Genomic DNA, 25,713 nt, shown 5'->3' on the forward strand with positions numbered 1-25,713 from the left:
TTATTGACACTACGCAAATAACGCGTTGCAACTTGTATCTAATGGCATTGGCCATGTAAAAACAACGGGATTAAACCATTGTTTTAAAACCAACTTACAAGCTTTTGCAACAAAGAGCCAGCTTTCACACAGGCACTTGGCTTTTCTAACACAGCGACACAACAAGACTGTCAAGCGGAATCACGACTGTCATTGATTTTCGGCAATATTACTCTGAAGCAGCTCCCCTCACCCAACGCACTCTCTACTTCAATACGTCCTTCATGTGCGTTGATAATACGTACACGCCGTTAAAACGACCCACTTGCCCTTAACTGTACTGCGCCACTTTTTTTGAAGTCCGCTCCAGTTCAACATTCCAGGGCAGCAGTCGCTCCAGCTTTTCCAGTGTGTCGGCGTTGGCGATACGCTCCAGCACATGCCGGATGTACGCCGAGGGTTCCAGGTCGTTGGCTTTGGCCGTTTCGATCAGGGAGTAGCAGGTGGCGCTGGCGTGAGCGCCCTGCGGGGTATCCGCGAACAACCAGGCCTTGCGACCCACGGCGAACGGACGGATGGCATTCTCGGCCAGCACGTTGCTGATGTGCAGGTCACCCCGCTCACAGTAGCCGATCAGGGTGGGCCACTGGTTCAGGGTGTATTCCATAGCTTTGCGAGTTAACCCGCCTTTCATCACGCGACCCACGTTGGCGTCCAGCCAGGCCTTGAACGCTTCCAGTCGAGGCAGGCTCGATGCCTGACGGATCTGATAGCGTTCGGCAATGCTCAGGTCCTTGATCTGACGTTCGATGGCATACAGTTTGTTGATGTGACTGAGTGCCACATCCGCTTTGGACAGCTTGGCCTGTTTGCCTTTACCCGCCGGCTTGGCCGCTTTGGTCGCTTCGATGAACTTGCGGCGGGCGTGATCCCAGCAGCCAATGCGGGTCAGCTTATTGGCTGAACAGATCGGTTCATAACCGGAGTAACCATCCGCCTGCAGCACACCCTTGAAGTCATCGAGCAGGCGCACGGGCACCGCTCCACTTCGGGAGGGATCATAGGCGAACAGGACGGACGGTTGGCCCGGCGGTCCGCCTCGGGTCACCCACATCCATTTATCGGATTGGGCAGCTTTGCCATCCTCTTTGAGTACCTGGATGCGGGTTTCGTCGGCCTGCAGGTAGGCCGCACTGTTCTGCGCTTCCCGCATCAGGTTGATCAGCGGTTTGAACACCTCATCCAGACGGATGATCCAGTGGGCCATGCTGGTGCGACTCAGCTCATGGCCCAGACGCTTGAACATCTGCTCCTGACGGTAGAGCGGCAAGCCATCGGCATATTTGGAGGTGATCAGGTAAGCCAGCAGGGCCGGAGTAGCGATGCATTTGCCCAGCGGGTGTGTCGGGCGAGCCGCGGCCAGGATACGCTCATCACCGTCCTGCTCGAACACCGCTTTTTCCTGCCAGTATTCCAGCACTTTGAGCTGAGCCGGGATGTATTCCAGCTCTTCCTTGACCTTGGTGAAGAAGGTTTTCACTGCCCCAGCTTTTTCCTCATCGCTGAGGCACAGCTCGATGCGCTCACGCAGCAGATTATCAGAGAAGCCACGCTGACGGCGTTTGGGTGTAGACGCGGCAGCAGGAGTATCGTCTTCAGCAACTTCAATATCATCCGGGAGCTGATCCCGCAGCTGATCGATCTCGGCTTCCAGCTCGGACTCATCGAAGAGGTGGATCTGGTGGACCGTTTTTTCACTGCTGGCCGCGAACCGCTGGATGCGCTGCAAGCGCAGCATCTCTTCCAGCAGCAGGATGTATTGCTCGCGCTTCTGGATATGCTGCTCTTGATGTTGGAGTTGCTGCTGTAGACCAGCCACCATCGACAGCAAGTCAGCGGTCGATAAACCGCTGAGTTCAGGCATCTTTGAGGTGGTTTCGGGCTGTGTTTTCATGGGCAAAATTATATCAAAAACAGCCAGTTGAAGCACCCAAAACCCGCTATCCAACGGCCTCATAATGTACGGTTTTATGGCCTTGCAGCAGACTGATGTCATAACCATCGAGCAACCAGTTGATCTGCTCGCCGGTCAGCGGCATCAGCTCATCAGCCGGGCTGGGCCACTTGAATTTCTCTTCGGCCAGCGCCTTGTAATAGAGGATAAAACCGTTGTCTTCCCACATCAGGCACTTGATCTTGTTACGCTGCCGGTTGGTGAACGCATACAGGGCACCAGTGAAGGGGCTACGCCCTAACTCCTGCTCAATCAGCACCGCCAGGCCATTGGCTTGCTTGCGAAAATCAATGGGCTCACGGTACAGATAGATCTCGGGCATGGACCGAGAGGGACGCAGATACCGTGGCTTCATCAGAGCTGCCTCAGGATTGCACCGAGCAGGTCAACATTACCGGCATGCAGGCCTGTAATGGCCATGCCACCCGGAAGCCTCAGGGTCAGATCATCCGATAGCGGTGAAGCGGCCACCTGGGTGACGCGAGCAAAGCCGGGTGTTGGTGAGCGCTCGGTATCGGTCGCATCATCTGTACCTTCGAGCTTGCGGCGCCAATAGACAAACTGGTGATAGGACAGCGATTGCTGTTTGCAGAAGGCAGCGCCGGATAGCCCAGTATCACGCCAGTGTTCAATGTGCTGTTGCCAGTGGTAAGTGCGCTCGGCTGAGTTCATGCTGGATTCCTCGCGTAGGTGACGATGGAATCAGTGTGCGGCGGTTAGTGGCTGGAAAAAAGGGGCTGATTTATGGGCGGATACGATAATACCGTAGGCAACTGCCAGCCCAAGCCCGGTGCCTTCACCCGGTTGTTTGGTGGTAAAGAAGGGTTCAAATATATGGCTCAGGTTTTCCGGCGTGATACCCATGCCGGTATCGCAGACTTCCAGAATGACATCATCATCGGACTGACGAGTTGTGATGCGAATCACACCTTCGTGCTGTATCGCCTGAGCCGCATTCACGATCAGCGCCATAATCACCTGGTTCAGCTGCGCTGGCACTGCCTGAATCAGAGGCAGTTCAGCATCCAGGTCCGTTTCGATCTGTGCCTTGTATTTATATTCGTAGCGGCAAATCACCAGGGTGGTTTCGACACAGTGATTCAGATCACAGTCCTGCCAAGCGGTATCACCTGAGTGCGAAAACTCCAGCAGACTTTCGGTTATGTGCTGGATGCGTCGCACACCTTCAATGGAATCCGCCAAGAGGTCGCTGATATTGTCCGTGATGTCAGCATAATGTTCCTGCCGCTCAACCTCGCTCAGATGTCTGGCATCAGGCTCCGGCACCAATTCAACCGCTCTTTCATAAAGCCGCATGAGCGATGGCACATAGTCATTCAAAATAGTGACATTGGCACTGACAAACGCCAGCGGGTTGTTGATCTCATGAGCCACCCCAGTCGCCAGGACACCAACAGACGCCATCTTTTCGGACTGCACCAACTGTGCCTGAGTCGCCTTAAGCTCAGTGATCAGCCGGTTCAGCTCTTCCCGCTCATGCTGCAGGTCCACGTTGGTCTGGCGTAGCTCTCGCGTGCGTTCTTCCACTCGGGCCTCCAGCAGCTGATTGAGGCGCGCCAGGCGCCGGTTGGCTTCATCCAGCTCTGAACGGCTATGCTCGATGGTTTTACCCATTTCGAGCAGGCCATCCGATACCGAGTTCAACTCGGCAATATCAGTGGCAACCGGCTCAGGCCGGTAGCGTCCCTGGCCGATGGCACCGATCATGCGGCGCAGGCCGCGCATGGGCTGGGACAGTCTCAAACTGACCTGTAGAGACTTGCGGTACAGATACAGCATGAAAAGCACGTAAAAGGCCAGCAACCCCAGGATCATGCCGATGGCGATCTGATCCACTCTTGCCTTGAGGGCGTTGGCATCAGCATACAGGTGCGCCTGATCAGCCACGACGAGCAAGTGCCAGTCAGCACCCGGGATCAAGGACCAGGCCGCTAGCTTGGGCGCCCCCGCCAGCTCCAAAGCGACCACGCCATCACTGACTCTGCCGATCCCCTCTGCCAACAGCTGGCTGTCTGTACGCTTGAATAGATTGAAAGCTTCGGGCTTGAAGGTGTCCTGTTTAATTGCAGTCGCGTAGTCATGCTCAGTCAGCTCCTGCAGTTGCCAATCCTGTTCAGCCGCCTCGGGCATCGCCAGAATGGTACCGCTGCTGTCCACCAACAGGGCATAGCTGTCCCATGGCAGGTTTAATGCCAATACCTGACGGATGATTTCTGAAACGCGGATATCGAGACCGGCAACGCCTTCAAGAAAATCAGTATTGCGGCGATAGACCGGTGCAATGGCCGATGCCATCCAGCCCTGTCCGGCGGGATCGATGTAAACATCGGTCCATGCCACCTTACGCTTGGGATTATGCTCGGCGTCGGCTTCGTAATAGAAGTTGTAGTCACGCACATCAAGATCGAACGGATACTGCTCCAATACGTCAAACGGCGGATAGATGCGGTTCATGGAATCGTGGGTGTTGAAATAGGCCTGGGTAACGAGCGAGCTGCTGTAAACCAGTTGCTTCATCAATGGATCGATCTGCACCAACTGCCAGGCCTTGCGCTTTTCAGCCTCACCCACAGGGGCAATGGATGAGTAGAACATGGCGGCTCCCGGTGTATCGGCCCGGGTATGCCAGACACCGTTTTCACTCAGGGTATAGCGGGATTTTTCAGCCTCGCTGGCATCATGGGGCGTGTCATAGGCCTGGGTAATGAGCGCTGCGAACAGATCCGTCATTTCGGCAACGCCATTGAGCTGACTGGCGATCACATCCGACTCGATGCGAGCCGTTTCAAGCAGAGATTCCTGCGCACTGCGTTGCATGGTGGCGATGTTTTCATCGCGAATGATGTAGTTGGTAGCCAGATAGGCCGCGATAAGCGCCAGTTCGATGAAGATGATCGGAATCAGAGCGTTGCGAATATAGGTATTCCAAAGTACCCGAAAGACGTTGTGTTCTCGCGTGCTCTGCTGTGTACTCATGCCAGGCTCAACTCTGATGAATCGGCAAGATCAGGGTGAAGCAGGCGCCTCCACCTGGGCGATTTTCGGCACGGATCTCACCACCATGGCTAATCATGATGTCATGGCAAATGGGCAGACCGAGCCCCGTTCCCTTGCCCGCGGGCTTGCTAGTCACGAACGACTCAAACAGGCGTGGCATCAGTTCATCTGCAATACCCTGGCCTTGATCACATACACTGAGCTCAACGTAACGTTCACCCAGCTGATTCAAGCGGATACTGATATCACCTCCCTCTGGCATAGCCTGCGCGGCATTGACCAGCAGGTTAACCAACACCTGAGAAATCTGTGCCGGACGACACCAGACCTCCGGTATATCCACATATTCACGGTTAACCTGACGGACCACATACTTAAGCTCGTGGTGTACCAGTCGTAACGACGTTTCAACCAGTTCTTTCAAACACACCGGCTGTCCCTGCTGCGCGTCATCGTGGGCGTAGTTTCTAAGCGTGGCAACAATCCCTTCAATGCGGTGTACCCCCTCGCTGGTTTCATCCAGCAGAATGGGCAGTTCGGTGTGGAGATAGTCGTAGTCATGCCGCTTTTTCAGTGTCGCCAAAGCTGTTGCAAGACCTGAATCATTCTTCGATTCAGCGTAACTATTCAGTTGGCTTGATTTAAAAAGTTTTCGGATTATCGCTTGGCGCTGCCATGAAGGTCGGCAAACGTCCTTCGAACAACAGTGTCAACGCCTCGGAACCACTCAGGTTTTGCTTGCGCGCCGTCGACAGATAGCTGCGCACACGACAGAAGATCTGTGCCCCATCCATCGAGCGGAAGCAGCCAGAGATCTTCTGCTGCACCTTGAGCATACGGATATCACGCTCGCCTTGGTTGTTCGTAAAGGGGACCGCCGGATCGTCCAGAAAGCGCAAAACATCTGCCTCATAGTCGCGCAACCGCTCCAGCAGGTTGCGCGCCCGAGAGCGTTTGAGCCGACCACGCTTGCCCTGCCGTTGGTTTTCATCCGGTGGCGGACACTCGTCTTCCGCTTTTTTGAGGCATTGCCGGTAGGCCTTTCGCCACCCTTCTGCCTTTTCAGGCGGCAGGCTGCCGCCCGCACTCTTAACGGCATCCTCCATGGTGCACAACAGGGTTTGCATGCGCTGCGCCCAGGTCTGTTTGTCCTGCTCCCAGGCGCGCTGAAGCTCGCGCAGATGGTGGGCATTACAGAGCGCATGCCGGCACTGATAGCGGTAGTACGGTTTCCAGTGGTCATGACAAAGCACGCCGTGGAAGCGCGGCAGGATACCGATGGCCTCCATCGCCTCGTGACCCCGGTGAGCATGGGGCGCCAGCCAGGTCAGGTCATCATTCGAGGCGCAATGCAGCCAGCGGCGTTGGCCACCGATGTTGATGCTGGTTTCATCGGCGTGAATCAGCACCGACTCGGCCAGACGGTCCTTAACCCAGTGCTCGAAGCCCTCAGCTTTGTCGAAAGCGTCTTGGTTGAAGTTGAACAGCGACCCTGCGCTGAGCGGGATACCAACCTGATCCTCAAAGTATTCGCGGACACGTTCGTAGGGCAGCAGCTGGTACTGCGACAGATACACCGCATGCGCTTTCAAGCGGGGACCATACTGCACCGGACGATCAACACCGGCCGGGAATGGCGCTGTGACGCGTTGCCCCTGTTCGTTCTCCAGGATCTCGGCCTGGTACTCGGTCACGAAGCGGCTGATATCCAGATCGAAGACCTGACGCTTTTCATAGCCGACCACGCGGAATGCGCTGCCCTTAGGCAGGGTGCGCCGGTCGACCTTCACGGTCTTGATCGCATCCGGCTCCTCGACCCGTTGCAGCGTCTTGCCAATACGGCCAGGCTGTCCGCCCGGTTTACGCTCACCTTTACTGCGGCTCTTCTTGGGCCGGTTCGGATCCTGGGAGGGCGGCGTACTGCTGTTGGTACTGTTCGTGTTGAGCCGGCCGGTCATCATCTGGATCAGCACCATCATCATCTCAATGGCTGCGCGCAGAGATGGCGAGAGTGTCTTGTCGTCCTGGAGCTGTTGTCTGACGTTCGCCAAGATGGCGTCGACATCCATATTGCTGATCTTCATGAGCCTGAGTATCGTCGATTGATGGCCTATTATCGCACGACTTTTTCAGGTCAAATTTTTCGCTTTGTGTGCGGATCTGAGCAACTTTTACATTGCTCCCACGCTCCGAGACATAGAGCTCCGCCAGACGCCACAGAGTGGCGGTACGGCACCTTGAGGCAGGCTTTAAAGCGAAATACCGACTGTCACTGGACTGGGAGATATTTTGACAAAAAACCTGTCAAGAACTTTTTGCAGGAACTTGAGCTGAATAGTTACGATTCAGCTAATACCAGCACACTATCCAACAGCTGATCAAATTCGGCCACATACTGTCGCAATGTCTGCAGGTTGGTTTTGACATAGCAGACCGGGTTATTGATCTCATGCGCTACGCCGGCCACCAAACGCCCCAGCGTGGCCATTTTTTCCGACTGAATCAGCTGCTGCTGCCTACTATGCAGTTCGGCATGATAATCCGGATGCTCGAGAGGCTTCTTACTCATCTTCCGCCTCCTTGGCATCATTCATACTACCACTGCGCAACTTGAGTGCCATATTCAAAATCTCAGTGGCGGGCTCACAATCAGCAGGCGGTTCCGGGTCAAGTTGGTGTTGAACGGCCTCAATCACGTCCGACTCAAACCCCCACAACTCCAGTAGATAGGCACTGGCCAGACTGTATTCTTGAGGATCATCACCCAGCACCAGCATACCAATGTTATGCAGCAGCGCACTCACCACGGCCAGATTACGTACAGTCTTGTTGACACCACGGCTATCACATAATGCCCCCACCTGCTCGGCCAACAGCATCGCCTCTCGCATCAAACGATCGCCCAATGCTCGCGGGACCTGACTGTCGTGCTGGTACAGCTCTATGATCAAAACCAGATTATGGATGGTCTGCAGCCCCAGCCGCATCACGGCCACTTCAACATCATGGGTACGTGAGTTGAAACCAAAGAAGGGGGAATTTACCAGTTGCAGCACACGACTCAACAACACCTGATCGTGCCGAATGAGCTCGGCCACTTCAGCCACGCTGGGCTCCTGCTGCTCCAGAACTTGGGTGATCTGTTGATACACCTCCGGCAGTACAGGGAGGCTATCCTGTCGGCCAAGGCGGCTGCGCAAACCGTCACTCAAGGGCAGTTGATGCAGTACACGCGCCCGTGTCAGCAAGTCATCAATAACCTCACGCTCAAAGGGCTTGCGGATGACCAGATGCGCTGCAGCCGTTGCCTTGAGCGCACTCTCCATCTGAGCATCGCCGCTCAGGAGTACGCGAATGGTATCCGGCACCGTATGCGCGGCCTGCCCCAGCAGTTCAATGCCGTCCATTTCGGCCATATGCCGATCCACAACCAGGACCCAGGGCCTTAATGTCTTCAACTGTTCCAGCGCTTCCTTGGGCGAGCTGAAAAAAAACATCTCCCAGTCACGATGACTCAGGCGCAACAGGCGCCGCAGCGCATTGAGCACACCGGGTTCGTTATCAACAAAGACTATGCAAGGCGCATTCATGTGCCGTCCCTTTCACTGCAAATAAAAAACGAGTCTTTCACATCAGGCCAACTTGGACGCCTGTAACGGCAACAGGCGCTCAACCGTTGTGGTGAGTGCTTCATTATCAAACGGCTTGGACAGCACGGCATCGGCACCTTCATCCCGTGCACGCTGGAGTGACTGCTGATCAAGCGCTGAAATCACGACGACCTTGATATGTTCGGTTTCGGGGGTGGAGCGGATGAACCTCAGCACATCATAGCCACTGACACCGGGCATGCGCAGATCCAGCGTCACCAGTGCTGGCTGGTACTTGATCAGCAGGCTGCCGCCCTGAAAGCCATCCAAAGCGGTTTCGGTCTCATAATCGGCAGCTCTTAAAATACGGGCAATGGAGCGGGCTACTGCCGCTTCATCATCGATTATCAGTACACGCCGGTTGTCATCAGCCGCCAGCTCAGCAGGAATGGGCATCTCATGCTCGTGCAGAAACCGGATGAAGTCTTCAACACGTACGCGATTGTTACCTCGCCCGGGAAGCTTGAACCCCTTGAGTGCACCACGATCGATCCAGCGAATGACCGTTCGCAGATTCACGTCGCACATCTTAGCAATGTCACCCGTGGTGAGTGTTTTCATTTCATTCCCGACCTGGTTGTTCAGCGGCTAAATACAGTATTAGCACATGTGCGCAATATGACATTTGCGACAAATCGACACAAGTCCCGCGAGCGGGATTTAATCCGTCCTGCCTGCCTTATGAAGAATTCTCGCAGCACGTTCGAAATCAAACATGCCCAGTGCCGACACTATTCGCTCATAGTCTTTACCGAGCATTTTGCGAAAAGCGACCGACTCCCGGCTAAAGAGTTGAGTCGCATTAAAATCATCGGTAGTCAGCAATACCTGGAGGCTGTCATAGAGCGACTGCTCATGCTCTGACCACTGGCGTGATGCCGTTTTGGCCTCTTTGTCCTGAGCAGGCTTTGCACTATTTTCCAACCAGTCTGACAAGGCGCGTAATAACCCATCAACGCCTGCCAGCAGAAAGTCCGGCGGCTCAGGCATGACGGCAGACTCACCCTGAGCCTGTCGCAAGCGGTGCTCAAACGCCTGTGCCTGGGAGGCCAGCTCAGTTGCTCCGATTTGGGCGGCACTGCCCTTCAGGGTATGTACCAGTCGCACAGACAGTTCTAGATCATTCTCGTGCAAGGCCTGTTGCAGTTGCTGCCTGAACGCTTCATGGCTGCTGACAAAGCTCGTCAACAGGCGCCGATAGAGTGCCTGATCATTGAGGGCAAGCTTGATCCCCGCCTGAGTATCCAGCCCGGCGATTACTGGTACATCTACTCGCGTTGGTGCGTCTGGCTCAGGTTTGGCCGGGGCCTTGGATCGTTGAGCAGGCTTGATCCAGCGCGACAGCTCTCGCCACAGTGTCTCAGGTTCGATTGGCTTGGCCAGAAAATCATTCATGCCCGCCTGCAGACACTGGGAACGGTCGGATGGCAAGGCGCTGGCCGTCATGGCCAACACGGGCAGTTGTTTCAAGCGGTCATGTTGCCGTATTTTTCGCGTGGCGGTCAGCCCGTCCATGACCGGCATCTGCATATCCATCAGTACCAGATCAAACGCCGCTGCCTCCAGCTTCTGCAAGGCTTCGGCACCATTATTGGCGATCTCGACGACAACACCCATCTGGCTGAGCAGCTCACTGGCCACCTCCTGATTCAGAGGGTTGTCTTCAACCAACAGCACCCGGGCCCCTTGCAGCTGGCGTTTGATCTGTTTCAGGCTGAGTTCTGAAGCCTGTAATTCGGTAACATCCTTGCCGGCGCCCATAGACATATCGGCTGAGCCCGAACCTAAATCAAGCGCCACCTTGAACCAGAAGGTCGAGCCCTCACCCGGCTGACTGACAACCCCAACCTCACCGCCCATCAATTCAGCCAAACGACGGGAAATCGCAAGGCCCAAACCACTGCCTCCATATTTGCGTGTTGTAGAGCCATCCGCCTGCTCAAAGCTGCGAAACAGGCGTCGCTGCTGAGCGGGGTTCAGGCCAATACCGGTATCGCGCACACTGAATTTGAGCAGGGTTTTGTCTGCCTCTGTACCAACGAGGTCCACTCGGATCTCAATCTCCCCTGACTCGGTAAACTTGACCGCATTGTTGGCGAAATTTAGTAGTATCTGCTGCAGCCGTAAAGGGTCACCCTTAAGTTGCTCCGGTAAACGCTCATCCACATGGGTGATCAGCGTCAGTTCCTTTTCGGTGGTTTTGGTCTCGAGCACACTGGTGAGGTCGGAGATCAGCGTGGGCAGGTTGAACTCGATATGTTCCAGCGAGAGCTTTCCTGCCTCCATCTTGGAAAAGTCCAGCACATCGTTAATGATGCCCAGCAGGTGTCTGCTCGAGCGCTGGATTTTCTGCAGGAAATCCCGCTGGCGCTCATTCAGGTCGGTCTGCAGCACCAAGTGTGTCATGCCCATAATGGCGTTCATGGGCGTTCTGATTTCGTGACTCATATTGGCCAAAAAATCAGCTTTGGTGCGTGCGGCGTCCTCCGCCAGCTGGCGTGCCTGCTGCAGTTGTTCCAGCGCTTCGTGCTCGGCGGTGATATCAATCACCATCCCGGCGATCCCCTTACTGAGATCCTCAGAGTCCACTGGCTGCGCCTGCATCCGTGCCCAGAAGCGACTGCCGTCCTTGCGTTGCAGTTCACGCTCTTCACTGTAGAAGCCCTGCTCGGCTTGGGCGGTAATGATCCGCTCACCCACCTCGAAAAACGTGGCTTCATCGGGATACCAACAGCGTGTCGTCTGGCCCAGCAGTTCCCCCTGCGCATAGCCCAACATCTGCTCCAGATAACGGTTGCAGCGCAGGATTCGTCGGTCACGCACAAACACTATCCCGGCCATCGCCGCATCGAAAAGTGCCTGCTGCTCCTGACTGGCATCGCGCAGCTCACACGTGATATGGCTCAGCTCTTCCGTACGCGCCTGTACCAGCTCTTCAAGGTGGTTCTGGTATTCCTCAAGCTCACGCTCAGCTTGCTTGCGGGCCGTGATGTCGTTCCATACCACATGCAGTATTTCACGCTCATCACGTCTGATCGCAGTCAGCATCACCTCAGCGGTGAATACTTCGCCCGTGGCCTTTAAATGTTCCCACTCAGTGCGGGTACTGCCTCTGGAGAATGCCTTGCCCATCACACCGAGCAGGACAACCGCAGAGCGCTCTCCACTCGGTTGCGTTTCGGGAGAAATATCCAGTGGTGTTTTACCGATCAATTCACCCGGATCACGCATATAAAACATGTCCAGCGTGGCCTTGTTGGCAGCGATAAAATGTCCGTTTTCCACCATAGCGATTGGCTGGCGGGTGTTCTCGAATAACATGCGAAAACGCTCTTCGCTTTCTGCCAGCGCAAAGGTCCGGTGCTCCACTTCGCGTCGCAGCATTCGTATCCAGACCAGCACCAACAGTAACACTCCCAGCAGCGCCAATGCGCCATATAGCACCCATTTGACCCAGACAGGTGCTGCAGGCTCGAACAGGGGCTGCCCCAGCCATTTATCACGCAACGCCTTGTCTTCTGTGTCCGTGATCAGTTGGAAGCCTTGAGTAATCTCTTCATAGAGCGCTTGATTGCCTTTCAGGACAGCCCAATGGCCAGGTGCATTGTAGAGCGGGTCGGTATGCAAAAAGGCATCGCTGCTACCACGTTGCGCCAGGTAATAGTTGGTCATCAACTTGTGACCACAAAATACGGACACTCCTCCCCTGACTGCCGCGTCTACCACGTCTGGATAGGTTGCAAAGAGCGCCAGATTATCTATGCCCTTGCTCTGGAGCAGATCGACACAGGCATCACCCTTGACCGCCCCGATCTGGAATCCGCGGACCGAACTCAGGTCGGTTACCCCACGAATGTTGTCACGGTAGTACAGCACCACATCCAGGGTGATCCAAGGGGTCGAAAACAGGAGTGTTCGCTGCCGCTCGGGTGTTGTGGTGATAGCATCAATAACGTCAAACTGACCGGCCCGGAAAGCTACCAGCGCCTCGGCCCACTGCATGGTTGTTACTTCAGTTCGGCGACCGGTCTTTTCCTGCCACAAGGTCCATCGATCCGGAATCAGACCACGTACCGCACCGCTTTCCTCGGAATAGATCAGCGGCGGAAACTCATCCATCAATACCACCTTGATTGGCGGCAGGTCTGAAGCCCTGTTCGCAAAAGAAACAAACAGAAGTCCAGTACCCATCAGGGCAATCACGAAGAGTCCAAGCCACGTCTTTCCGCTGTGCGTTATTTGCATTGGGTATCCTGTGCTACGGCATTGACCCTAAGTGAAGCCCGTCCCTGCGGCGGAAATTTGACCACATTCCTCATAAAGTACAGCAGTACCTTTGTTTGGGCATGAACTGCCCGGCCTCAATTCGAGACAGACCCAGCAAGTTATTGATCAAAGACAGGAAGTGCCGTGCCGATCCTTCCACCTTTTCCAGCTGCCCTTCTGCTGCAAATTACTTAGATGGGCAGAGACTGGGGACGCAGTGTCCGGCTTCGCTTTCCTTGTCTGCCAGCTCCTTGGCTACGGCGATAAACTCTTCTCGACAGGCGGTAAAAGCATCGACCACATCGGGATCGAAATGCGTACCCCGCCCTTCCAAAATGATCCTGAATGTCTCTTCCATGCTGTAGGGCTCTTTGTATACCCGGCTACAACTGAGGGCATCGAACACATCCGCCAGCGCCATCAGCCGTGCAGATACGGGAATATCGTCACCCTTGAGCCCATCCGGATAGCCACTGCCATCCCACTTTTCATGGTGATAGTAGGCAATTTCACTGGCCACATTGAGGAAATCAAATGCCTCTCGTGCATGTTCATCACCGGCACTCATCACGGCCTGCTCTATCGCATTATGAATCGCCTCACCTCCGATGGCCGAGTGAGTCTTCATTACTTCAAACTCTTCATCGGTCAGGTTGCCAGGCTTCAGCAAAATGGCATCCGGAATACCTATTTTTCCGATATCGTGCAACGGGGCTGCACGAATGATCTCCTGCAGTCGGCCATCAGCAAGAGCTGGTGCAAACCTGGGGTGCGTTTCAAGCTTTCGGCCCAGGATTTCAACATAGGACTGGGTTCTGACAATATGCAGCCCTGTCTCCTTGTCTCGCACCTCGGCCAGACAGGCCAAGGCCTGTACACTCAGATCACGAATACGTGCATTTTCCTGCATTCGGCGGGCAACTTCATGCTCCAGCCACTGATTTTGATTGCTCAGGCGATCACGGGCGGTTTTCAGCTCCAGCTGGGCACGTACCCTTGCCAGAACAATCGCCGGGCTGAAGGGTTTGGTAATGTAATCTACCGCCCCCAGCCCAAGCCCCTTTTCTTCGTCTGCCACCGCAGTCATCGCTGTGATAAAAATCACGGGGATGTCCCGTGTCTGCTCTTGGGCCTTCAAGCGCTGGATCACCTCGTAGCCATCCATTTCCGGCATCATTACATCCAGCAATACCAGATCCGGACGCGGCTCACTGCCTGCTACCCGCAGTGCACGCGCGCCCGAGTTGGCGGCACGAACGCGGTACTCGCTCTGCAACAACTCACCCAGCAGCATCAGATTTTCCGGGGCATCATCCACGATCAGGATTGTTTGGCGGCCGGAATCAGCGGGAAGTTCATGCACATCGTGTCCAGTCATAAGCGGGGTTACCTTCAAGCACCGGCAGGATCAGCCCAGAGAAGGCCTTGACCTATTTTATATATGACTATTTTATAGACAAATGACAAAAATGCGACAGTTGTGACAGGCTTTTCTACCTCTGCTTTATGCCAGCAATAACACCAGTGACACGATAATCAGAAGCCAAGCGCTTTGTGCAGACATCCAAGGCTCAAACCTTTGAGCCCAAGGTAATATTCTTCTCAGACTGCTGCACAAAGGTCTTATCAATTCAGTGTAGACTATGGGCTGCATTTGGTAAGGAAGCGTTAATCGCTTGCAAAGCACTTCCAAGGGAGCAACCAGATCACCCGCCGGTACTCTGGGGGCACGCAAATGAACTTTAAGGGATATCCCACCCAGCAGAAAAGCCAGCAGTATCGGCCATAACAGTGTCGGCAATGCATTGAGTTGGTCGACCGGCACTGACTCAATTGCCAGCGGCAGACCGGGTGCAAGCAAGGGGAACAGTACCAGACTGGTCACCAGCGTCAGCAGCCAGCCCACTGCTCTGCGCGGATCAGTTCCATCCTTGTTTGTGTGCTGCCATTGCAGCCAGAGGAACCTCAACACCAGCACCATAGTTGCAACGGCGCCAGCACTGAGCAAGCTACTCAGCCAGGGCGCGAGCCAAAGGGACAGCCCTTCTGGCGCCAGCGCCTGCTTCATGGCCAGCTTGGCATGGGCTCCACTGGTAAAGGGCAAGCCGGCCAGTGACAGCCCCGGCAATGCAAGCAGCAGCCAATACAGCCCTCGCGGAACAGAAGCACATGGCGATGATATGCCCACCGACAGAAACATCGCCCCTTTGGCCAGGCCATGATGCAGTGCGTACAGGCCAATCAGTGGCAGTAACCAATGGGCGCGTTCAGGCTCGGCCAGCGCGACTCCCAGCATCAGCGTCATCAACCCCATCTGGCTGATGCTGGAATAGGCCAGCACCGCCTTCGCCTGCTGCTGACAGACACCGATCAGCGCAGCGCCGAGCGATGCCACAACACCGGTGAGTGCAAGCACCGTACCCGGAAGTTGATAGCTCGCCAGCCCCAGCGGCAGGGTCAGTAGCCATCCCAGCAAGCCCGCCTTGATCATGGCACCGCTGAGCACGGCACTGGCCGGCGTCGGCGCAACCGGGTGAGCCAATGGCAACCACATATGCAGCAGTGGAAGCCCAGCTTTTACACCAAAGCCACACAGCAGAAGCGCCATAATCAGCACAGTATCGGCTGATGCCGCGATCGCACCGGGCAGCTCAGCCAGCAGCAAGCTGTCAGCGGCACCTGCCGCCAGAATCAGTCCTGCCAGCAGCGCCATCTCACCGAACACCGCCATGATCAGGTATAACCGTCCCGCCCTGAATGCATCAGGCTTGCGCTCATGTACAACCAGCCCATAGCCGGCAAAGGTCATCAGCGCAAAAAAGGTATAGAAACTGACCAGATCCCCCGCCAGTACCAACCCCAGATTACCGCTGAGGGTCAGCCCCCAGTACAGGGCAAAACTGGTTCGCCGCGTTGTTATATAGCCGGATGCAAACAGTCCCGCAAAGCTCCACAGCAGTGCCGTCAATAAAAGGAACGGCTGGCGCAGCTCATCAAGTTGCCAACTGGCTCCAAGCAACAACCCGGGCAGCTCCAGTTGCCAATTCCCGGGCCCCATCAGAGCCAACCCCAGCGCAGGCAGTGGCAACAAGGGAAGCACAGGCCACAGCAGTGACCGTGTTGCTCGGCTCGGCACCAACAGCAACACGCACAGCGGTATTGCAACAGCGCTCAGAATCCAAAAGGTCATGGCAGGTACTCCCGTGCGGCGATCAGCTTAGCCCAGCTCAGAGGACTAAGGGGCAGAGCAGCAAACAGGCCCACCAATAGAGTCAATACGGCGGTTACCAGCGGAGGCCAAAGCAGCCAGCTATGGGTCTCCAGTTTCCCCCAGCGCCGCTGCTCTGACCAATCATATTCCGGTTGAAACCAGAGGCGGTGAATCACAGGCAAAAAGTAGGCGGCATTCAGCAGACTGCTGATCAGCAGCACTCCTATAACCCACTCCATCTGGACATTAAGTGCCCCTGTTCCCAGGGTCCATTTGGTAATAAAGCCTGCCAATGGTGGAACACCGATCATGCCAAAGGCCGCCAGCGTGAAAGCGGTTGACGTCAGGGGCATGCGCTTTCCAGCTCCATTCAACTCATGGATTTTGTGAATGCCAAGTGTCTCGGCATAATTACCGGCACAGAAAAACAGCGTGATTTTCATAATCCCTTGATGCAACAGATGGACCAGACCACCCACTGTTCCCACGGGGCCGAATACTGCAGTGCCCAGCACGATATAGGACACCTGGCTGACGGTGGAAAAAGCCAGCCGCCGCTTCAGGTCCGTCTGAGCCAGCGCCCGGACAGAGCCATATATAATCGTAAACGCCGCCAGCCAACCCAAAGGTTCCAGAACACCCAACAGGGCAGCAAACTCAATGCCGTACAGGTCATACACAACCCTGACGATACCGAAGGCACCCGCCTTGACCACCGCCACTGCATGCAACAGCGCACTGACAGGCGCAGGTGCCACCATGGCCTGTGGCAGCCAGCCATGCAGTGGAAACAGAGCGGCTTTGACGCCGAGCCCAGCCACCAGCAGAGCAAAAATCATAATCAGCTGAGGGTGCAATTCTGCATTGAGATTAACCAGTTGGCCGGTTTCCTGAAACGATAGATCACCTGCCAGCCCCTGAAGCCAGATCATGCCCAGCAGCAACGCAGCCCCGCCACTGAGCGTATAAATAATGTAGTTACGCCCGGCCTGTAATGCTTTCTCCGTTCCCCGATGTACCACCAGTGGATAGGTAGAGAGTGTCAACATCTCGTAGAACAGGAAGAAGGTGAAGAGGTTGCCCGCCAGTGCAATCCCCATGGTACTGGCCACGCAGAGACTGAAAAATCCGAAAAAGCGGCTGCGATTCGGCGAGTCTTCGAGGTAGCCCACTGCATAAATGGTGGTCAACAGCCACAGCACCGCCGACAGACCAGCAAACATCATCGCCAGCGCATCGGCCTGCAGCTCAAAGCTGACACCAGGCAGGATTTCGTAGCTCATGCCATAATCCAGCTGATGAATAACCCCCCAGGTCATTACCCCCACCAATACCACCTTGATCAGGGCTGCCAGCAGGTTGATACCGGTACGCAAGCGGTGCCGCTGCTCCGGCAGTGCAAAGATGATCACCGCTGCAAGCATTGAACTGAGCAGCGCCAGTATCGGGATCATAACCAGATGGGTCATTGCACCTCCTCGAACGGCAGCGCCATCACCGACAGGACCTGGCTGCCCGCCAGGCCCAGCCCCAACGAGGCCACTGCCAACAACATTGCCACCACTTCAAGCCGGCGATCCGGATGGTAAAAATGATCCTTTTCATCCCTTTCCAGAAACGATGCGCGATAGATGCGAAACACATAAGCCGCCGACAGCAGACCGCCACCCACCAGCACCAGTATCCACCACCACTGGCCCGACGCCATACTGGCCTGTAGCAGCATCCATTTGGCCGCAAAACCACCCGAAGGAGGCAGCCCCATCAGGGAGACGCCAGCCAGACCAAAGGAAAACAGTGAAAACGGCAGAAAGTGGCTGACACCTGCCAGCGCATCCACACGATTGCTGCCCACCGCCAGAATCAGGTTACCTGCTGCCAGAAACATGGCCGACTTGGCCAGGGCATGACTGATAACCTGCAAGGTAATCCCCTGCTGTGCCTGCAATGATGTGGATGCATCAACCCCGAACGTCAACGGAAACAGCAGGAACAGATAACCGATCTGCGCAACCGAGGAATAGGCCACCACCTGTTTCAGCCTTGGTTGACGCCAGGCCAGCCAGCTTCCCCATATAACGGCAGCGGCTCCCAGCGTTCCAATAAGCTGAGCCATCCATTGGGTGGCGACCACCTCCCCTGCCTCCAGCCAGATTCGTGCTGCAATATAGAACGATGCCTTGACCACCAGTGCTGACAGCAGAGCACTGACCGGTGACTTCGCAATGCCGTGCGCAGGCGGCAGCCAGCCGTGCAAAGGGAACAGCGCCGTCTTGAGCGCCAGCCCCACCAACATCAGTACCAATGCGGGACGCATCAGCTCCGCCTGATCCATCAGTCTGACCTGATGCGCCACTTCGGCCAGCGAAAGCGTACCAAACTGACCATAGATCAGCGCCACACCCAACAAATAGACCATGGAGCCCAACAATGCAGCGAGCAAATAGCGCAGTGCTGCCCGCAGCGCCTCCGCCTGTCCACCCAGAGCCACCAGTCCAACCGCTGCCAGACTGATCAGCTCCAGTCCGACATAGAGGTTGAACAGATCACCACCGATCCAAACCGTATTCAGTCCGGCCCACAGAAACCAGTACAGCGGCCAGAAATAGCGCTGCCAGGGCTTGTCAGGCTTCAAATAGATACCGGCATGAATGCCACAGCCACTGGCCACCAGTGTCGTCAGAAGCAGGAAGGTTACGGCAAGGCCATCTACGCGTAACTCAATGCCAAGGGGAGCATCCCAGCCGGCCAGACTGTAGTAGAAACCTCCTTCCTGCTTCACCAGCCCCCAGAGTCCGACCGACACCAGCAGTTGTAACACCATACCCAGCCAGGCCAGAGCACGCCCCTGCCTGAAATCCAGCAGCAACGAGGTGGTAGCCAGCGCCAGCGGTGTAAACAGCAGCCCTGCCATTAACCAGTTGCTCATGGGGCTCTGTCCTCCTTCGAGCCCTCAGCACCGTCACCCAGTTCTGTGCATCCGGTCAGATGGAAGTAACGTCGTATCAGCACTACCCCCAGAGCAGTGGCGGCTATGGATACGACAATACCGGTCAGCACCAGTGCTTGAGGAACAGGGTCAGGCCCATTATGGTGCTGCGCCAGACCCACCAGGATCAAAAAGGTGGATGAGCCAATCAGATTCAGCGCCAATAACTTGCGTAGCAGATGCCGCAGGCCAACCAGTCCCAGTAGGCCGATTCCCCAGAGCACAACGCCTGTCAGGGCATACAGCAAAGGTGTGCTCATTGCTCACCTTCCTCAGGCTCACTGGCGTTATTCACCGGCGCCGAAACAAACAGAGCCAACAGAATCATGCCGATCGACAGCGTCAACAAGGTTTCGATTGACAGAATCAGTGCTTTGCTGAGTCCCGGCGGATAGGCCAGAAACGCCTCACCCGCGATGGCACTCGCCAGCCCCACCAGCAGGAAAAGGGCAAATCCGAGCACCAGCCCTATCCTCAGCAACAGGCCCGGACGCAGGAAATCGAGCGGCATGCCGGTCAGCCGCATCAGCACACCGGTTGCCGCCAGCATCGCACCGGCCTGAAACGCACCGCCGGGCCGGTCCGCTCCGGCCCAAAGCAGGTAGGCCGCCAATAACAGCATCAAGGGTACAAGCCAGCGCAACAACGCCCTGAGCAGGGCATCAGCGGTACGCAGCTCCGGATCCTCCAGCGAGCGAGTCCGCGCCATGGAGATCCCCACCATCGCCGCAATCACCAGCACCGCAATTTCAAGCAGGGTATCGTAACTGCGAAAATTCAGCAGTACGGCGGTTACCGGGTGTTCTACCCCGCTTGCAGCAAGGTTGTTCTGCAGCAAGCGAGGCAGTTCTGAGCCCGAGTCAAACGCTGCCAATTGCCAGACCGCCCGCCCCAGCAGTGCCGTCAGCATGATGACCAACAGCAGGACCGACACATGTGCAGTGGGTGAGCGCATCAGCTTTCCTCCTCGGCCTGGCTTTTCGAGCCATGGCCGTTGCCACGACGAAAGTGACTCACCGCATCCAGCAGCAATACGCCGGTGAGTCCGGCACCGATGGCGGCTTCAGCAAGGGCAAGATCCGGCGCCTGCAGCCTTACCCAACACACGGCCATCAGCAGACCAAAGGCAATAAACACCACCACTGCACGGAACAGATCACGCGACAGTAGTGCAGCGGCAGCGGTCAATACCAGCGCCAGTGCCAGCAACAGATCCAGCAGCCATTCAATCATCACACCGCTCCCGTTGCTGCAGCGGGCGCTCATGCATGCGAACGGCTCTTGCCACCAGATGCGCCGAGGTTGCACTGGCCGCAAGTGCAACCCACCAGATCAACAGCGTTTTCAAGCTACTGGCCAACGATGGCGTCATCATCAGTAAGGCCAGGGTAATCAGCCCCAGCCCCAGATTATCGATTTTGGTCAATGCATGAATCCGACACAGGGTATCGTCGAACCGAAACAGCCCCAGCGTTCCCAAAGCAAAGAAAATACAACCGCTGACCAACAGCAGCACCTGCAGGACATGCAACAGCCAATCACTCATCTCCATTCCCCTTGACGGCATGCCGATCCGATCGGGCACTTTCGATCCGCACAACACGCGTCACAAAAGCAGCAACTGAAAACACGGCCAATACCGCCAGGATCAGCGCCACGTCCCTCAGGGACGGCATCTGTTGTGCCTCAGCCAGTACTAACAGCAACGCAACACCCGTGGTACCAAACAGCTGCGAGGCAAGCATCCGGTCGACCGCCGTGGGCCCGCGCCAGATGCGGACAAACCCCAGTATCAGCGTCAGCAGAAGAAACAGGGCCACAAGGTGCAATACCAGTGTCATCCGCCCCCCTCCAGCTGGTCTGGCGTCAGCCCAAACAGTGCTGCAACACGGGCTTGCGTGTATTCAAGGTCCTGTCGGACCGGCTGAGTCAGATCCAGGCAATGCAGCTCAATCTCATTCCCCTCCAGGGTTACACTCAAAGTGCCGGGCAACAGTGACACAGTATTGGCCAGGACCCAGCGGGGAACACCTTCCGGCAGCGCCAGTACGGCACGCAAATAGCCGGGGGTCACTGGTAAAGAAGGTGAAAGCAAACGTCGAGAGACATCGAATGCAGCAAGCAATGAGCGACTCAGGAAAAACAGCACGAATCCGGGCAATGCCTGCAGACGGATGAGGTAACGCGACGGAGGAAACAGCAGCAGCGAGATCCAGGCAACCAGAAAACTGACAGCCACACCGAACACAAGACCGGACGCATCACCGTCGGTCAATGCCCACCAGACCAGCGAAAACATCAGCCACCGCAGTACTAGCGTCGGGAGTCGGGACATGGGGCCTCCTGCTCGTTTGTATCAATTCTGAACTGACCACGAATCAAGCGGTTAGGTTCAGCCTAACACAGAACAAGAAAGCCCGCGCAGCCTCGTTTATCAATCCAGTACGCAAAGATTTCAAGCAGGGCCGGCAAGCCCTGGTCCCGGAGAAATGACCAGCCAACTCAACTCGGAGGGGTTTACAACACTCAGTGGTGCAGCTCCAGCCCCTGTAGATCCTGCCAGCTGAACGTCAGGTCTCGGCTATCGCTCAGCCAGAGACTGACATAGGGGTTGGCAGCCGTTCCTGCGTGGAACTGCACCACTGCCAACGGTGATGAGGCCCGTGAGATACTCAGGGTCTGCACCCTGTTCGGCGTGATTGCATGATCACGCACCCCATTGCGGAAACCGTTCTCCATCGGGTGGCGAACCTGAGCCCTGACCTCCCCCGCTCTGCCTGCATCCGGTATGGCGACCCGCGGGGTGTGCATCGTCATTACCTCGGCAGCAGGGGCTGGCCCTGTCAGGCAGCCACTTAGCGCAACACGGACCTTAACTTCTGTTTGCCATTGCCGCCCTGTATTGCTTTGAGCACGAATGACAACCGGCTGAGACTCACTCAACCGTATCCGGGTTGCCAACCTGATCGGGGCCACAGCCTGCAGGAATTCAAAACTGATCACATCCGGCTCGGGGTTAAGGGGAGCTTGCACCTGTATCATTTTCAGATATTCACCGGGATCAAGCCGCTCATCAAATGTGATCCGCAACGGCACCTGCGCACCATCCTCAATCACGGCGGGCAGTTGCACCTGCAGCCCTTGCAGAAGCACAGGCTCGCCCCCCAGCGCCGGGTTGGCCAGTAGCAACAACAACGCAACCCAGCGGCGCATCGAATCAGCCGCCCCAGATATCAGCGGTGGTGGCACGATACCAGCCCTCAGCCGACCGAGCTTCAGACTGACGCAAACGAGGTGAAGCCTCCAACGGGCTCAGATGATCGGTTCCGGGCCTGAGCACCAGAGCCCCCTGATCCACTTCATACTGACCCGCCACCGAAATGGCATAGCCCGGCTCTACCAGGCTGTAACAGATATTGGACAGTTGCGGCGTGACAACATCCTGCCCTGTCAGCTCGCTGATGATATGCGCCACTGCCACGCGTGCCTGCATACCAGCGGCAAAGCCGGATTTGGGCATGGGGGCCGCAATACAGGCATCCCCTATCACATGAATACCCGCAGCATGGCGAGATTCAAATGTACCCGGGTCAACCGGTACCCAGCCACTGGCATCGATCAGTCCGGCCGTTGCCGCAATGCGACCGGCTTGCTGCGGTGGAATCACATTGAGCACTGCGGCACGGTGGCGGGTGGAAAAATCGGTTTCCACCTCACGCCGCTGCGGATCCACACGCATCACTTTGCCATCATCCGACAGCCCAACCCATTCAACTCGGTCACCGTAGAGATCTTTCCACGCCGACATGAACAGGGCCTGCTTCGAAAAACGGTCCTTGCTGTCCAGTATCAACAGTTTTGAGCGCGGTTTGTGCCGACTGAGATAGTACGCAATCAGGCTGGCACGCTCATAGGGGCCCGGCGGGCAACGGTAGGGGTTACCGGGCACAGTGATGATGACACTGCCACCATCCGGCATCGCTTCGAGCTGACGCCGCAACAGCAGCGTTTGCGGCCCCGCCTTCCAGGCATGGGGCACCCGCTCGGCGGCCGCTGCATCGTAACCCTCTATCGCATCCCAGCGCAGATCAATACCGGGCGAGACAATCAGGCGGTCATATTCAATCCGGGTGCCATCGTCCAGAATGACCTGTTTGCGAATCGGATCAATATCCAGCGCCTGCTGACGCCGATGGCTTACCCCTGCCTGTATCAGGGCGGCATAATCCTGCTCGATGGCCTTTAGCGGCAGCAGGCCGGCCAGTACAAGATTGGAAAAGGGACAGGTATAGAAACGACTGGCGGGTTCAACCAGAGTGACATCCAGCTGCGGTGCCTGCTGCCTTAGCAAGCGCGCCGCCGTGGCACCGCCAAAGCCGCCACCGACAATCACCACCCGGCCTTCGGACGGGCGGCCTGACAGCATACGCTGACACCCGCTCAGCAGCAGTGGGCTCAGCATCAGGCCTGCCAGCAGCGTGCGTCTTGAAACAGCGGAGATGTTTCTCTGCTTCATATCCCTTCCCGTCTGGACCATTGCGGTTTGAGACTAGCAAAGAGAGCAGCGCCTGAAAGCAGTACTTTAGAACTCTTTATCCGGCCTGAAACTGTTCTGCATTCAAGGAATGGCAGTCGCCCAGATGAAAAAACTTCAAATCCGAGTAAACAGCCACAACATGGCCCAGCACACCAGCAACATCACCGGCGCATAGAGTCGATTAAGCCGCATCAACTGGACAGCCGGTATGGAATAGCGCGCCCGCAGGCTGAGCTGAACTCCCGACAGAGGGGACAGTCCCACACCCAGTGCCCACCCCATCAGCATGGTCAGCCCGAGCAGGTTCGGGTCACTCACGCTCGGTGCGAGAATACTGCCCACCAGTACGACACTGGTCACCGGGTGCATGCCAGCAAAGGCGAGCAATATGAGTACCAACAGTGTGATACAGGCTTCCAGAGCACCATAGTGTTCCGGTGCAAGCGCCAGATCAAACGCGCTCAAGCTGGACGCCACGCCAGCCGCCAATACTGCAGCGGCCAGAAACAGCATCACCTCTCCTGCCAGGCCCGGCAGGCCTTCATGAATATGGTTCAGCAGACGTCGACCACCCTGTCGTTTTTGACGCAACAGCAGCCAACTGACGGCAAACAGAATGGAGATCAGTGTCACCAGCGTCAGCACACTGATCGCAGGCCATATCTCATGACAGATCACCACCAGAACGGCCAGCACAAGCGGCATCCATAATGCCTTCAGGTGCATGGGATAGCCGCGCGCCTGCTCAACAGCAGGTGCTCGCGCCACTTCCCACATGCTGAATAACAGACCTGCCAGCGCGACCGGCAAGCCAAACAGCACCAAAGTTTTCAGTTCCGCCCCGGGGGCGCTTACCAGTGTTAGCCCCATGGCTGCAAAAAACGGTGACCAGAAGGCACAGATGCTGAAACTGCGCAGCAATACCAGTGCCTGAACCGGTTGCAGTGGCTGACGAGCAGACAGCCGATCACCCACAATCAGTACCGATGAAATATTGATCACCGAACCGATCAGGTGCGCCCCCAGAAGGGTCTGCCACAGTGCCGTTCGGCCACGCGGCAGCTGCTCATCACTGTGTACCCCCTGCATGGCGACAAGGCGCAGAAAGCTGACCCCAACCAGCATGGCAAGCACCAGATAGTTGGCCTCCAGCGCCTTGAGCAAATATTGTGGGTCATTACCATAGACCGTACCAAACAGAAGCAGCGGGGCACCTGTCAGCAGAAGAACAGCGGTTTGCTTGCGCTGCGCCGGCTTGAGTCGCGGCCAGAGCAGCAGGGCCGAGATCCAGACAGGAACACCTATAAGATAGCCGGGAAGAACCGAAAAAAATGCGTTCAGGACAGCGGCAAATGCCATCCCGATCAACAGGTAGCCTGATAGAAACAACATGCACCTCGGGCGAAAAAACGAGGCGGCGAGAATAGCACGCCTGCCGAAAAGCCGACAGGCGCAAGAGCGGGACCTGTAGGCCCCACCACGGGAGTATTAGCGGTCGATACGGTAGATTTTTTCAGGATTTGGCTTGCTGCCCCAGGGCAAACCAGAGTTCTGCCAGCCGTTCTGGATGCGGAACCCGGCATTGTCTCCAGCCTTGATGCTGTCACCCTGAAAACCGTTAATTACATAGGTCGCATTAGGAAAGCCGTTCTCGCGCAGAAATTCGGCACTGGGCAGGCCACGCTCGCTGCCCGAACGGCACATGGTGATGACAGTCGCATTCTTGTCCAGACCACGCTGTATCAGTGCCTGCTCTACCTGAGCGGCAAAGTCAGGGTTCTGATACAGGCGGAAGCGGTTTTTCTGCGCATCCCACTGGCTACGGTCCACCATCAGGTAGGGAATGTTCAGATCCACCTCGTCGGTGAAACCGATGAACATGATCTCAACCGGATCACGCACATCGATGAACAGCACCTCATCACGCTTTTCCTGTACCAACTCATAGGTCGCTTCAGGCGTAATGCCTATTTCATCATTCGCCTGTGCAGCCGCCATCGGCATTGCCAGAGCTGCACTGAGCAGCAGCGGTGTCAGCAGTTTTTTCAT

At 56.3% G+C, this 25,713-nt stretch carries 24 protein-coding genes; all 24 read right to left on the reverse strand.

Annotated elements, in window-relative coordinates; genetic code table 11:
• Positions 1–310: 310 nt before the first annotated feature.
• Entirely contained in the window at positions 311–1,933 is a 1,623-nt protein-coding gene (gene tnpC, locus CFI10_RS12325; protein ID WP_206834804.1) for an IS66 family transposase, read from the reverse strand.
• A gap of 46 nt (positions 1,934–1,979) precedes the next feature.
• Positions 1,980–2,315, reverse strand: coding sequence for an IS66 family insertion sequence element accessory protein TnpB (tnpB, locus tag CFI10_RS12330; RefSeq protein ID WP_206834807.1), 336 nt, complete (start codon positions 2,313–2,315; stop codon positions 1,980–1,982).
• A gap of 32 nt (positions 2,316–2,347) precedes the next feature.
• A complete protein-coding gene (gene tnpA, locus CFI10_RS12335) occupies positions 2,348–2,665 on the reverse strand; it encodes an IS66 family insertion sequence element accessory protein TnpA (protein ID WP_206834810.1) in 318 nt (105 codons plus the stop codon).
• A gap of 30 nt (positions 2,666–2,695) precedes the next feature.
• The gene (locus tag CFI10_RS12340; RefSeq protein WP_206834813.1) at positions 2,696–4,990 is read right to left on the reverse strand and encodes a sensor histidine kinase; all 2,295 of its coding nucleotides are present in this window, start codon (positions 4,988–4,990) and stop codon (positions 2,696–2,698) included.
• 7 nt (positions 4,991–4,997) lie between these two features.
• Positions 4,998–5,594, reverse strand: a complete 597-nt coding sequence (locus CFI10_RS12345; RefSeq protein WP_206834816.1) for a sensor histidine kinase — start codon at positions 5,592–5,594, stop codon at positions 4,998–5,000.
• A 58-nt stretch (positions 5,595–5,652) separates the two neighbouring features.
• Positions 5,653–7,095: an IS66 family transposase gene (gene tnpC / locus CFI10_RS12350; RefSeq protein WP_206834310.1), complete on the reverse strand. Its 1,443-nt coding sequence runs from the start codon at positions 7,093–7,095 to the stop codon at positions 5,653–5,655.
• Positions 7,096–7,349: 254 nt separating this feature from the next.
• Entirely contained in the window at positions 7,350–7,580 is a 231-nt protein-coding gene (locus CFI10_RS12355) for a histidine kinase dimerization/phospho-acceptor domain-containing protein (protein WP_242529979.1), read from the reverse strand.
• The gene (locus CFI10_RS12360) at positions 7,573–8,601 is read right to left on the reverse strand and encodes an HDOD domain-containing protein (protein WP_206834825.1); all 1,029 of its coding nucleotides are present in this window, start codon (positions 8,599–8,601) and stop codon (positions 7,573–7,575) included. Before CFI10_RS12360 ends, CFI10_RS12355 begins: the two co-directional genes overlap by 8 nt.
• Before the next feature lie 42 nt (positions 8,602–8,643).
• Positions 8,644–9,222, reverse strand: a complete 579-nt coding sequence (locus CFI10_RS12365) for a response regulator (protein ID WP_206834828.1) — start codon at positions 9,220–9,222, stop codon at positions 8,644–8,646.
• Between the two features lie 99 nt (positions 9,223–9,321).
• Positions 9,322–12,906, reverse strand: a complete 3,585-nt coding sequence (locus CFI10_RS12370) for a PAS domain S-box protein (RefSeq protein ID WP_206834831.1) — start codon at positions 12,904–12,906, stop codon at positions 9,322–9,324.
• A 208-nt stretch (positions 12,907–13,114) separates the two neighbouring features.
• Positions 13,115–14,305 (reverse strand): response regulator, encoded by a 1,191-nt coding sequence (locus CFI10_RS12375; protein ID WP_206834834.1) that lies wholly within the window; start codon positions 14,303–14,305, stop codon positions 13,115–13,117.
• 126 nt (positions 14,306–14,431) lie between these two features.
• On the reverse strand, positions 14,432–16,117 hold the full coding sequence (locus tag CFI10_RS12380; RefSeq protein ID WP_206834837.1) for a complex I subunit 5 family protein: 1,686 nt from the start codon (positions 16,115–16,117) through the stop codon (positions 14,432–14,434).
• Entirely contained in the window at positions 16,114–17,607 is a 1,494-nt protein-coding gene (locus CFI10_RS12385; protein WP_242529980.1) for a complex I subunit 5 family protein, read from the reverse strand. The genes CFI10_RS12380 and CFI10_RS12385 overlap by 4 nt, the downstream gene beginning before the upstream one ends.
• Entirely contained in the window at positions 17,604–19,067 is a 1,464-nt protein-coding gene (locus CFI10_RS12390; protein WP_206834840.1) for a complex I subunit 5 family protein, read from the reverse strand. Before CFI10_RS12390 ends, CFI10_RS12385 begins: the two co-directional genes overlap by 4 nt.
• Entirely contained in the window at positions 19,064–19,387 is a 324-nt protein-coding gene (locus tag CFI10_RS12395; protein ID WP_206834843.1) for an NADH-quinone oxidoreductase subunit K, read from the reverse strand. The genes CFI10_RS12390 and CFI10_RS12395 overlap by 4 nt, the downstream gene beginning before the upstream one ends.
• Positions 19,384–20,082, reverse strand: a complete 699-nt coding sequence (locus tag CFI10_RS12400; RefSeq protein ID WP_206834846.1) for an MnhB domain-containing protein — start codon at positions 20,080–20,082, stop codon at positions 19,384–19,386. The genes CFI10_RS12395 and CFI10_RS12400 overlap by 4 nt, the downstream gene beginning before the upstream one ends.
• A complete protein-coding gene (locus CFI10_RS12405) occupies positions 20,082–20,360 on the reverse strand; it encodes a Na(+)/H(+) antiporter subunit B (RefSeq protein WP_206834848.1) in 279 nt (92 codons plus the stop codon). The genes CFI10_RS12400 and CFI10_RS12405 overlap by 1 nt, the downstream gene beginning before the upstream one ends.
• Positions 20,353–20,673 (reverse strand): cation:proton antiporter, encoded by a 321-nt coding sequence (locus CFI10_RS12410; protein WP_206834851.1) that lies wholly within the window; start codon positions 20,671–20,673, stop codon positions 20,353–20,355. The genes CFI10_RS12405 and CFI10_RS12410 overlap by 8 nt, the downstream gene beginning before the upstream one ends.
• Positions 20,666–20,968, reverse strand: a complete 303-nt coding sequence (locus tag CFI10_RS12415) for an MrpF/PhaF family protein (RefSeq protein ID WP_206834852.1) — start codon at positions 20,966–20,968, stop codon at positions 20,666–20,668. The genes CFI10_RS12410 and CFI10_RS12415 overlap by 8 nt, the downstream gene beginning before the upstream one ends.
• On the reverse strand, positions 20,965–21,462 hold the full coding sequence (locus CFI10_RS12420) for a Na+/H+ antiporter subunit E (RefSeq protein ID WP_206834854.1): 498 nt from the start codon (positions 21,460–21,462) through the stop codon (positions 20,965–20,967). The genes CFI10_RS12415 and CFI10_RS12420 overlap by 4 nt, the downstream gene beginning before the upstream one ends.
• Positions 21,463–21,653: 191 nt before the next feature.
• The gene (locus CFI10_RS12425; protein WP_206834856.1) at positions 21,654–22,340 is read right to left on the reverse strand and encodes a thiosulfate oxidation carrier protein SoxY; all 687 of its coding nucleotides are present in this window, start codon (positions 22,338–22,340) and stop codon (positions 21,654–21,656) included.
• 4 nt (positions 22,341–22,344) lie between these two features.
• Positions 22,345–23,643: an NAD(P)/FAD-dependent oxidoreductase gene (locus tag CFI10_RS12430; RefSeq protein ID WP_206834858.1), complete on the reverse strand. Its 1,299-nt coding sequence runs from the start codon at positions 23,641–23,643 to the stop codon at positions 22,345–22,347.
• Between the two features lie 135 nt (positions 23,644–23,778).
• The gene (locus CFI10_RS12435) at positions 23,779–25,056 is read right to left on the reverse strand and encodes a hypothetical protein (RefSeq protein ID WP_206834860.1); all 1,278 of its coding nucleotides are present in this window, start codon (positions 25,054–25,056) and stop codon (positions 23,779–23,781) included.
• A 96-nt stretch (positions 25,057–25,152) separates the two neighbouring features.
• Complete coding sequence (locus CFI10_RS12440) at positions 25,153–25,713, reverse strand: rhodanese-like domain-containing protein (protein ID WP_206834863.1); 561 nt, start codon at positions 25,711–25,713, stop codon at positions 25,153–25,155.

The sequence above is a fragment of the Marinobacterium iners genome, assembly GCF_017310015.1.
GTDB lineage: Bacteria > Pseudomonadota > Gammaproteobacteria > Pseudomonadales > Balneatricaceae > Marinobacterium > Marinobacterium iners.

Excerpts from the sequence above, each read along its gene's own strand:
- tnpB (WP_206834807.1), bottom strand. The coding sequence starts at position 2,315 with ATGCCCGAGATCTATCTGTACCGTGAGCCCATTGATTTTCGCAAGCAA.
- tnpC (WP_206834804.1), bottom strand. The coding sequence starts at position 1,933 with ATGAAAACACAGCCCGAAACCACCTCAAAGATGCCTGAACTCAGCGGT.
- CFI10_RS12420 (WP_206834854.1), bottom strand. The coding sequence starts at position 21,462 with ATGTCCCGACTCCCGACGCTAGTACTGCGGTGGCTGATGTTTTCGCTG.
- CFI10_RS12415 (WP_206834852.1), bottom strand. The coding sequence starts at position 20,968 with ATGACACTGGTATTGCACCTTGTGGCCCTGTTTCTTCTGCTGACGCTG.
- CFI10_RS12385 (WP_242529980.1), bottom strand. The coding sequence starts at position 17,607 with ATGACCCATCTGGTTATGATCCCGATACTGGCGCTGCTCAGTTCAATG.
- CFI10_RS12430 (WP_206834858.1), bottom strand. The coding sequence starts at position 23,643 with ATGAAGCAGAGAAACATCTCCGCTGTTTCAAGACGCACGCTGCTGGCA.
- CFI10_RS12340 (WP_206834813.1), bottom strand. The coding sequence starts at position 4,990 with ATGAGTACACAGCAGAGCACGCGAGAACACAACGTCTTTCGGGTACTT.
- CFI10_RS12375 (WP_206834834.1), bottom strand. The coding sequence starts at position 14,305 with ATGACTGGACACGATGTGCATGAACTTCCCGCTGATTCCGGCCGCCAA.
- CFI10_RS12405 (WP_206834848.1), bottom strand. The coding sequence starts at position 20,360 with ATGATTGAATGGCTGCTGGATCTGTTGCTGGCACTGGCGCTGGTATTG.
- CFI10_RS12360 (WP_206834825.1), bottom strand. The coding sequence starts at position 8,601 with ATGAATGCGCCTTGCATAGTCTTTGTTGATAACGAACCCGGTGTGCTC.
- CFI10_RS12410 (WP_206834851.1), bottom strand. The coding sequence starts at position 20,673 with ATGAGTGATTGGCTGTTGCATGTCCTGCAGGTGCTGCTGTTGGTCAGC.
- CFI10_RS12390 (WP_206834840.1), bottom strand. The coding sequence starts at position 19,067 with ATGAGCAACTGGTTAATGGCAGGGCTGCTGTTTACACCGCTGGCGCTG.
- tnpC (WP_206834310.1), bottom strand. The coding sequence starts at position 7,095 with ATGAAGATCAGCAATATGGATGTCGACGCCATCTTGGCGAACGTCAGA.
- CFI10_RS12370 (WP_206834831.1), bottom strand. The coding sequence starts at position 12,906 with ATGCAAATAACGCACAGCGGAAAGACGTGGCTTGGACTCTTCGTGATT.
- CFI10_RS12355 (WP_242529979.1), bottom strand. The coding sequence starts at position 7,580 with ATGAGTAAGAAGCCTCTCGAGCATCCGGATTATCATGCCGAACTGCAT.
- CFI10_RS12395 (WP_206834843.1), bottom strand. The coding sequence starts at position 19,387 with ATGAGCACACCTTTGCTGTATGCCCTGACAGGCGTTGTGCTCTGGGGA.
- CFI10_RS12435 (WP_206834860.1), bottom strand. The coding sequence starts at position 25,056 with ATGTTGTTTCTATCAGGCTACCTGTTGATCGGGATGGCATTTGCCGCT.
- CFI10_RS12365 (WP_206834828.1), bottom strand. The coding sequence starts at position 9,222 with ATGAAAACACTCACCACGGGTGACATTGCTAAGATGTGCGACGTGAAT.
- tnpA (WP_206834810.1), bottom strand. The coding sequence starts at position 2,665 with ATGAACTCAGCCGAGCGCACTTACCACTGGCAACAGCACATTGAACAC.
- CFI10_RS12440 (WP_206834863.1), bottom strand. The coding sequence starts at position 25,713 with ATGAAAAAACTGCTGACACCGCTGCTGCTCAGTGCAGCTCTGGCAATG.
- CFI10_RS12380 (WP_206834837.1), bottom strand. The coding sequence starts at position 16,117 with ATGACCTTTTGGATTCTGAGCGCTGTTGCAATACCGCTGTGCGTGTTG.
- CFI10_RS12425 (WP_206834856.1), bottom strand. The coding sequence starts at position 22,340 with ATGCGCCGCTGGGTTGCGTTGTTGTTGCTACTGGCCAACCCGGCGCTG.
- CFI10_RS12400 (WP_206834846.1), bottom strand. The coding sequence starts at position 20,082 with ATGCGCTCACCCACTGCACATGTGTCGGTCCTGCTGTTGGTCATCATG.